The organism is candidate division KSB1 bacterium, assembly GCA_022562085.1.
Taxonomy (GTDB): domain Bacteria; phylum Zhuqueibacterota; class Zhuqueibacteria; order Oceanimicrobiales; family Oceanimicrobiaceae; genus Oceanimicrobium.
In genome coordinates this window covers 1-7,248 of record JADFPY010000236.1, presented here as the reverse complement: position 1 = coordinate 7,248, position 7,248 = coordinate 1, and the positions used below count along the sequence as shown (strand labels likewise).

Genomic DNA, 7,248 nt, shown 5'->3' with positions numbered 1-7,248 from the left:
CGACCCGGCCGAGCACTGACGCTGGTCGCGCTGACGGCCCAGGCTCTTAATCAGGTTGGTTTTCACGCCTCAGTGAACCCTCCTTCAGCAGCAAAGAACGCGTGCCCTCGCTGGAATCTCGATCGGTTCGTTTATTGATTCGGAGCGTGAATCATCCGGCCATAGCCGGTCAGGTGGGATATCGCCTTTTTTGAAACGGCATCTTGAAAGAAACCGCAGCCGGGCGAGTGTGCGGGTGGTGTCCCTCTGGCATGGGCAACTCTGTTCCGGGCTTTGGCAGTGCTGCGAAAACGAAGGATCTTCTTCGCCGATCTCAAAGCAATTCGTCTTCTGCCTCGCTAGAGTATTCTTCGTAATCGTCCCTGAGTTCTTTATCTTCACAGAATACACTGTACCTGTGCATGGTGTCATGGTCCCACATAATTATACGATTTTGAGGAAGCGTGTTAAGGATCGGCTTGTAGCCAGGTAGCATGTCGTCGAAGAGCGCGATGATTAAAATGCTGCACGTCCGCGTCAGAATAGTGTAGATGAATTCTTCCGTTTCTTCCTCTGCATCATGGGCAACACGCGTTGACCACACGACGCAGGTTTTTTCTAGTCCTTTGATACGTAGAATCGTATCAGTTTCTGCATCGATCCTCTTTTGTCGGAGAGCAAAACACAACGCGTTGTCTTTCTCCAAAATGGTAACCGTATCGAGGTCGTAGCATTCGTATACTTTGTAGATCGTTTCAATCTTGCGTGCCATCTCCTGCGTAGAATGAGCCCCGACGATGATAGGTAGTGCAAGTTCTCCAGCCATCCTGGCAATTTCCAACGAGCGTAGCAAGCCCCCCATTTTGGAAATTCGAATGTTAATAATGAAAGATGGGGCTATTTTTTGGATAGAATCGAACTGCGATTTATTTAAAAAACTCTCATCTAAAATGATTTTTGTCTGCGTACCCTCGGCTACTTTACTCAGTTGCTCAAACTGCATCGCAGCTAGGGGTTCCTCAATGCCAAGTAGTCGGATTCCAAATTGCTTGAAATAATCAATGGCTGTGCTGCTGTCCTGCCAGATGTTATTGGCATCGACCCGGAGTTTTAGATTTCCTTTTCCCAGTTCCTGAAGAAGTGCAATTTTTTTGACGTCATCAGATAGATTTCCGGAGATTTTCAGCTTAAATTCCTGGAAACCCATAGCCAGATACTGTTTTACCTGCAATACGAACTTGTCCCAGGTGGCATCTCCCAGCACGGCTGTGTAGCGAAAGTTTCCATTTAGTTGTGGTAAACCTAGTATTTTTTCTAAGGATTGTTTGTTTTCTTTGGCCAACAGATCTAACAGGGCAAGTTCAATGGCACACCAGGCGGCAGGGTTACTGTCGATGAGCGCTTCATTATCCTGCACAAAGTCTTGTAAAGATTCAAGAGAATGGATCTTGCCAATTAATATCTCCCGCTGGGTTTCAAAAAAGGCAGTGGCGGATTCGACAGTTTCATGAGTGACATACTCCCTTGGACATCCTTCACCTAATCCTATATTGCCGCTTGCTGACTTGGCCGCTACCAGGATAGACTGGGTCATACTTCGTTCAGCACTACTGTGCTTAAAGCTTACTTTGAAGGGAATTTTGAGCTTGATTAAGGAAAGTTCCGTGAGTGTCATGTCCCTTGTTCCGAAACATGCGCCTGGAAATCAAAAAGGATGTCTTTCTTATACTGTAGTACGATTGTTTTGAACTGGCCTTCCCGCTGGCCTTCCTGCAAGCATGCTGTCTTAAATCGTTCAAAGGTCCCCTGGCGCAGGGAAAAAGCATTCATCGGCTTGAGCCGGTTACTCTCGCGCTTGACCTGGTACTCTAAGTTTAACAGGCCAAGCTGCTCATCTAAATATGCAGAGATTTTGTTATCAGCGATTGCCGTTTTGTCGCCCAATTCGAAATATAGTTCATAACCTGAAAACGCCTGGTTTGCCAGCATTTGATAAAACCGAAAATGGCAACCGAATGTTTGTTCCGCTTTTTGCATGGCCAGAATCACCTGGCTTTCGTAAAGCTTTTCTCCGGTAATATTGGTGACCCCCTTGCCCTTCTGCACAAACTTTAAAGTTGGTGTATTCTGAAATTTGCCGGTCACTGTGACGATATCATTCATGTCATATCGATATAGGCCGGATTTCGTGGTCACGACCAGGTAATATTCCTGGTCTTGTACGAGTTGTTCGATGGTTAAGAACACTTTATCATTTTGCTCCCATTTTTCCTTTTCTACAAATTCAAAAAAGTTTTCCCGGATGGTCGGCAGACCGGCATTTGTTGCCAGATCGATAGTGATGGTTCCGCGGAATTCGCTGGACATATATCCCAGTTCAACCACTTTGGCATCCCGGGGAAACTTTGGCAAAAGACTACTCAGGGCAATGCCACAGCTGCCACCGGTCCAGGTCGTAACGATCTTTAAATAGGGCCAAACCTGTGAAAAACCAACAGACTCAATGGAGCCAAATATCTCCGCCAGCTCAGTAGCGCGCTCTGGATTTGGCTTGACACTTTGTTTGAGCGTCGACGCTATGGCCGGTTCCATTTTGTCTAAGAAAGCAATTGTCCCGCTTTTGATGTCGTGCAGCAGCAAGTCCTGCTGTGAGTTCATCACTTCCAGCAGACGGTGAAAGGTGGAAGGGTTGGCGCTTGCCAGATAGGTGATGTCTTTCTGTGCCAGGGCGAGTCGCATGATGGTGTAATATTTGGTGTCGTAATCTTTGATCTCAAAAACCTCCGCAGGCAAAACATATTTGCCTCGGATGATTTTGGGCATGGTTTTGTAAATCAGCCCCGACGCCGAACCGAAGGGAATTCCGCTTTCCCGGGTACCCTCATTGGCCGGACTTACAATGCCCAGCAATTTGCCATAGAATGCCTCGGGCTTAATTCTATATTGCACATAAGAAAAAATCCGTTGACTTTTTCGTAAGTTCGATATGGTTTCCTCCATCACAGGTATGTATTTTGGCTTTCCTGTGGTCCCGCTGGTCTCGTTATACATAATAGGCATGTCGGCGTGGATAACGGATTTCCCGGTCTTCTCCTGTTCCTCGAAGTAAGGCCTCAACTGCTCATAATCATGTACCGGGATAAACTCCTTGAACTGCGCGTAGTTCTTAATCTTTTCAAAAGAATGCTCTTTTCCGAAACGGGTATTCCTATTCTGTTGCAGAATTTTGTGAAGCAGATTTTCCTGCACCTTCCAGGGATTGCGTGCGCTGCGCACATACGGTGCATAATACCGAAGGCGAATATGAATCATCCGCAGCTTTAATAACCCATTCATCGCGATATCCCTGTACTTGAGAAGGGGGAGGGCTTGCTTATCAATGTTGCCGGCAAATGGAGTCCTAAGCTGGGACTTAAAATCCAAAGGGTAATCATTATTAAACAAACCTAGTTCACCGACCAAACGGTCCCTCGGGAAGAAATATGTCCCGAAAAGGATATCCCAAATGATGATATTATTGCCATAATTGGCATTTGATTCTTCAATCAAGCGGGAATGGTGCCAGCGGTGGATCTCTGCGCTGCTGACGATGTAATTCAGGAAACCGAATCTCAGCTCGATGTTGCAATGTTGAAAGAAGCCATTGACAGCGTAAAAAACGAAATAGAGTGCTAATACCTCTTCCCGCAAACCCAAAACAATGAAGGGCAGGGCGTCGGCCAGGAATTGTAAGCTTTTTTCGATCGGATGGAATCGACCAACATTTAACCAGTAAAGCTTCTTGGGCGAATGGTGAACCGCGTGAAGTCTCCATAAGGTATTATTTTCATGCGAAAACTTGTGCAGCCAATAGCGAAAAAAATCAGCAATGAATACCATGAGAACTGCTTGTACGCCAATTGGCCAGGCATGGGGCCAGAATCCAGTCAATCCTAAACTATAGTAAGCTATTATTTTTATGATAGAAATGGCAACCAGAAAAGCCAGTAACTTCGGCAGAATCATCTGCACGGTTATCATAAATAACACATCATTGCCAACATCGTTCTTATTGGCTATCCAACTTTTGATATGCGGGTTATAAAGTTCCAGGAAGGTAATCGATGCTGCACCAACGATAACCGGTATGTAAGTATAGGCAAGTAAAGCAAATCCCAGGCCTCTGAAGGTCATAAACAGGCCGATACAAACAAGCATGACCACCGGATAAGCGGTCCATGTCAAGGCATTTTTGATTGTTAAAGTAGGCATGTCTTCAAGAAAGCATTTAATTGACTGATTTTAGTTTAGCCATTTTATGATGGTACCAACCAACAAGAAGTAAGAATATGGCCAAAAGGTAATGAAATGCGGTTGATAGATAATTGCTAAACCAGCGGGATTCTGTATACACCGTTAGCCCAAGCGTCATACGCAATACCATCGCAAAAAAGTAAATACTCCCGATAATTAAGATGAAAACACCGGTTCTTTTTGACGGCCGCACTTGTTTCCGGGAGAATCTCAACGCGGTTTTCGCCATGAAGAACAGAATCACTATCTGAAAAAAGGCCAGCAGGCCATACGGCATAGTGGCACTGTGCCAATCTTCAAAAGCCGGGAGAAAAGTAGTGTCGACTACCGACGCAGTCAGTTGGGCGAGAACTCGAAAGCAAAAGAGCGCAGATAGAAACCATAAGATAGCACTAATTTTTTGTGAGTCCATAGTTTTCGGGATTCAATCCCTACTTATATTCTTATCAAACGGCATCTTCAATAGGAAGAGAATATTTTCATCTGGCGTACCGTCAAGAAAATCTAAGCCATACCTTACTTTTTTGGGGTCATCGTAGACCATTGTTCCAAAAATACGATCCCAAATTGAGAAGATATTGCCAAAGTTGGTGTCAGTCCAGGGGATCTCAAAGTGATGATGAAATTTGTGCATATTGGGCGTTATAAAAATCCAACTTAGGGATTTATCCAACCAGTTTGGCATCGTTATATTTGCATGGGTGGTATAGGTAAAGAAGATGGAAAATATTCTATACGTGAGGTAAAATGCGATGGGGGCGCCAATAAGAATTATGGCGACCAGGGCAAATAATTCGCGCAGAATATAGTCACCTGGATGATGACGAGTGCCGGTCGTAGCATCCACTTTTGTATCGCTATGATGAACCATATGAAGCCTCCACATCCATTTTATCCTGTGCATAAGATAATGGACGAAATACTGTGCTACCAGCTCCAATAGTAAAAGGGTGATGAGCAATTCAGCCCAGATAGGCAGACCAATAATAAACAATATCCCAATTTCATTCTGCTGGACCCACTCAAACACGCCCACGGTAGCAATTCCGAAAATAAGGTTGATGATTCCTACGCCCAAAAAAAATGTTAAATTAGCCCCACCATGTTTCCATTTTTGGTAATCAAATTGAAATAGTGGATAGTTACCCTCGAGTAACCAACAAAAGGTTAAACAACCTAAAACACAAACAAGTTTCTGCCATACAGGCATTTGTTCGAAGAAAATTAAGAAAGTATCCATGGTTGACTCCTAAAGTAATGTAAAGCACGCCTTAAAGTATTAGCAATTTTCACCTGCGAATTTTATCCTCTGTGATGGTTCAGTACATGTTTATGATAGCTTGAATATCCTCATCGGTGGCATCCTCAGTACGCGCATCGAGAAGAATGGTCTTTGCTTGGAACAGCCGTTTCCCTTCGGAAATAAGCTTTTTCTTTAGATTGTCATACCAACCTCGGTTCATCAGGTACAGAATGCTTGAAAATTACCGGGAGCTCGCTTATTCCAATGATAACGTCCTTTTAGAAATAATTGATAGGCTTCGTTATCAATTTTATACTTATTTTACCACCTAAATGCAAGTTTTTTTTCAAGAAAGAGGCTAAAAACCTTGCATTTTTAATACAACTTAGGTGGTACCATGTACAAATTCTCTGAACCTGACGTGAGTCAATTACCACCGCCAAAGGCGGTGGCTTGGTAAGGGTAGTCCTGAAAGGTACCCTGGGGTGCTCGTTAGTTTAGTTGAATAGGTTTTGTTGATGACTCTCTATCTCCTTCTCTTTCCGCTCCTGCCAACGAACATACTTCCGGATCATAGCCTCATCCAAACCTACGCTGCTCACACAATAGCCACGAGACCACAAATGACGACCCCAGAAGCACTTCCCCAGTCTTCGTAGCTCGCGAAAAAGACGAGTCGAGAGTTTGCCCTTCAAATAACCCATCATACTACTGACCGAATACTTCGGGGGAATCGGAAGAACCACATGTACATGATCTCTCTGGACATTCAACTCCAATACCTCCACCAACTCCTTCTGGCTACAAAGACGATAAATCTGCTGACGAGTATAGTCACTTATAGCATCCTTGAATATCCGATAACGATATTTCGGACAAAATACAATATGATACTTGCATTCATAAATCGTATGTGATAACTTCCTAAATCTATTCATTACGTACCTCCTTGATTCTCAGGGCACACTTTCAGGGAGGTACGTAATTTAATGAATTCCTAAAACGGTAAAACCTTTTTAACGGCACCACTACCGAGGTAGTGGTTTAAGACATTAATCAAACGGTGAACCATTTTTAAGAGGACAACTACCCAGGGGGTAGGGGTTTAACCAGATCAAATCAACAAAGCCGTAAAGCAGATTTTAGAACAATATCAACCCAGTAATAACAAATGCGATGGAGCTATCCGAGATGCCATCTTTAGCAAAAGATGGCCTCTCTATAAAAAAGAGGATCATTCTATGAAAAGCACAATTTTTGTTGTTGTAATTATCCTGCTTATTTGCTCCTTGGGTCGCACCTTGACGATCGAACCCGCTATGCATGGAATAAACAGTGAGGGACATAATACCCATAGTTTGTTTACCGAGATTTTGCAAGAATATGTCAGCGGAGGAAAAGTAAGTTACCGTGATCTGTGCAAAGATGAACGCTTGGAGGCATATATTTCAAAATTAGCGGCCACTAATCCTGAATCCATTGCCAACCCGAAAGGAAAACTGGCATTCTGGATAAACGCCTACAACGCCTACACCCTGAAGGTCATTTGCGACAACTATCCGGTCGAGAGCATTAACGAATTGCACTTTGGTGGGTTGATTATTGGCACTGTGTTTAAGAAAACCATCTGGGATAAAAAATTCGTTATTATCAATCATAAGAAACTTAGCTTAAACTACATCGAGCATAAGATAATTCGCGCAAAAACTCCAGCCCTAAATGCAGATTTCTCG

8 protein-coding genes are annotated in these 7,248 nt (G+C 43.8%); 1 reads left to right on the top strand and 7 read right to left on the bottom strand.

All coding sequences use genetic code 11. The features are described 5' to 3' along the window. Positions 1-131: 131 nt before the first annotated feature. From IH879_16525 to tnpA, 7 genes are all read right to left on the bottom strand, one after another. Positions 132-317 (bottom strand): hypothetical protein, encoded by a 186-nt coding sequence (locus IH879_16525; GenBank protein MCH7676532.1) that lies wholly within the window; start codon positions 315-317, stop codon positions 132-134. Further along, a complete protein-coding gene (locus tag IH879_16520) occupies positions 314-1,654 on the bottom strand; it encodes a hypothetical protein (GenBank protein ID MCH7676531.1) in 1,341 nt (446 codons plus the stop codon). The genes IH879_16525 and IH879_16520 overlap by 4 nt, the downstream gene beginning before the upstream one ends. Beyond that, complete coding sequence (locus IH879_16515; GenBank protein MCH7676530.1) at positions 1,651-4,230, bottom strand: GH3 auxin-responsive promoter family protein; 2,580 nt, start codon at positions 4,228-4,230, stop codon at positions 1,651-1,653. The genes IH879_16520 and IH879_16515 overlap by 4 nt, the downstream gene beginning before the upstream one ends. Positions 4,231-4,246: 16 nt before the next feature. Then, positions 4,247-4,684 carry a hypothetical protein gene (locus IH879_16510; GenBank protein ID MCH7676529.1) on the bottom strand — a complete coding sequence of 146 codons (438 nt, stop codon included), beginning with the start codon at positions 4,682-4,684 and terminating at the stop codon, positions 4,247-4,249. Positions 4,685-4,696: 12 nt separating this feature from the next. Next, entirely contained in the window at positions 4,697-5,512 is an 816-nt protein-coding gene (locus IH879_16505) for a sterol desaturase family protein (GenBank protein MCH7676528.1), read from the bottom strand. Between the two features lie 79 nt (positions 5,513-5,591). After that, positions 5,592-5,735: a hypothetical protein gene (locus tag IH879_16500; GenBank protein MCH7676527.1), complete on the bottom strand. Its 144-nt coding sequence runs from the start codon at positions 5,733-5,735 to the stop codon at positions 5,592-5,594. A gap of 277 nt (positions 5,736-6,012) precedes the next feature. Next, on the bottom strand, positions 6,013-6,453 hold the full coding sequence (gene tnpA, locus IH879_16495) for an IS200/IS605 family transposase (GenBank protein MCH7676526.1): 441 nt from the start codon (positions 6,451-6,453) through the stop codon (positions 6,013-6,015). Positions 6,454-6,756: 303 nt separating this feature from the next. Here tnpA and IH879_16490 point away from each other — a divergent pair. After that, on the top strand, positions 6,757-7,248 hold a 492-nt coding region (locus IH879_16490; GenBank protein MCH7676525.1), incomplete at its 3' end, for a DUF547 domain-containing protein.

Excerpts from the sequence above, each read along its gene's own strand:
- IH879_16520 (MCH7676531.1), bottom strand. The coding sequence starts at position 1,654 with ATGACACTCACGGAACTTTCCTTAATCAAGCTCAAAATTCCCTTCAAA.
- IH879_16505 (MCH7676528.1), bottom strand. The coding sequence starts at position 5,512 with ATGGATACTTTCTTAATTTTCTTCGAACAAATGCCTGTATGGCAGAAA.
- IH879_16500 (MCH7676527.1), bottom strand. The coding sequence starts at position 5,735 with ATGAACCGAGGTTGGTATGACAATCTAAAGAAAAAGCTTATTTCCGAA.
- IH879_16510 (MCH7676529.1), bottom strand. The coding sequence starts at position 4,684 with ATGGACTCACAAAAAATTAGTGCTATCTTATGGTTTCTATCTGCGCTC.
- tnpA (MCH7676526.1), bottom strand. The coding sequence starts at position 6,453 with ATGAATAGATTTAGGAAGTTATCACATACGATTTATGAATGCAAGTAT.
- IH879_16515 (MCH7676530.1), bottom strand. The coding sequence starts at position 4,230 with ATGCCTACTTTAACAATCAAAAATGCCTTGACATGGACCGCTTATCCG.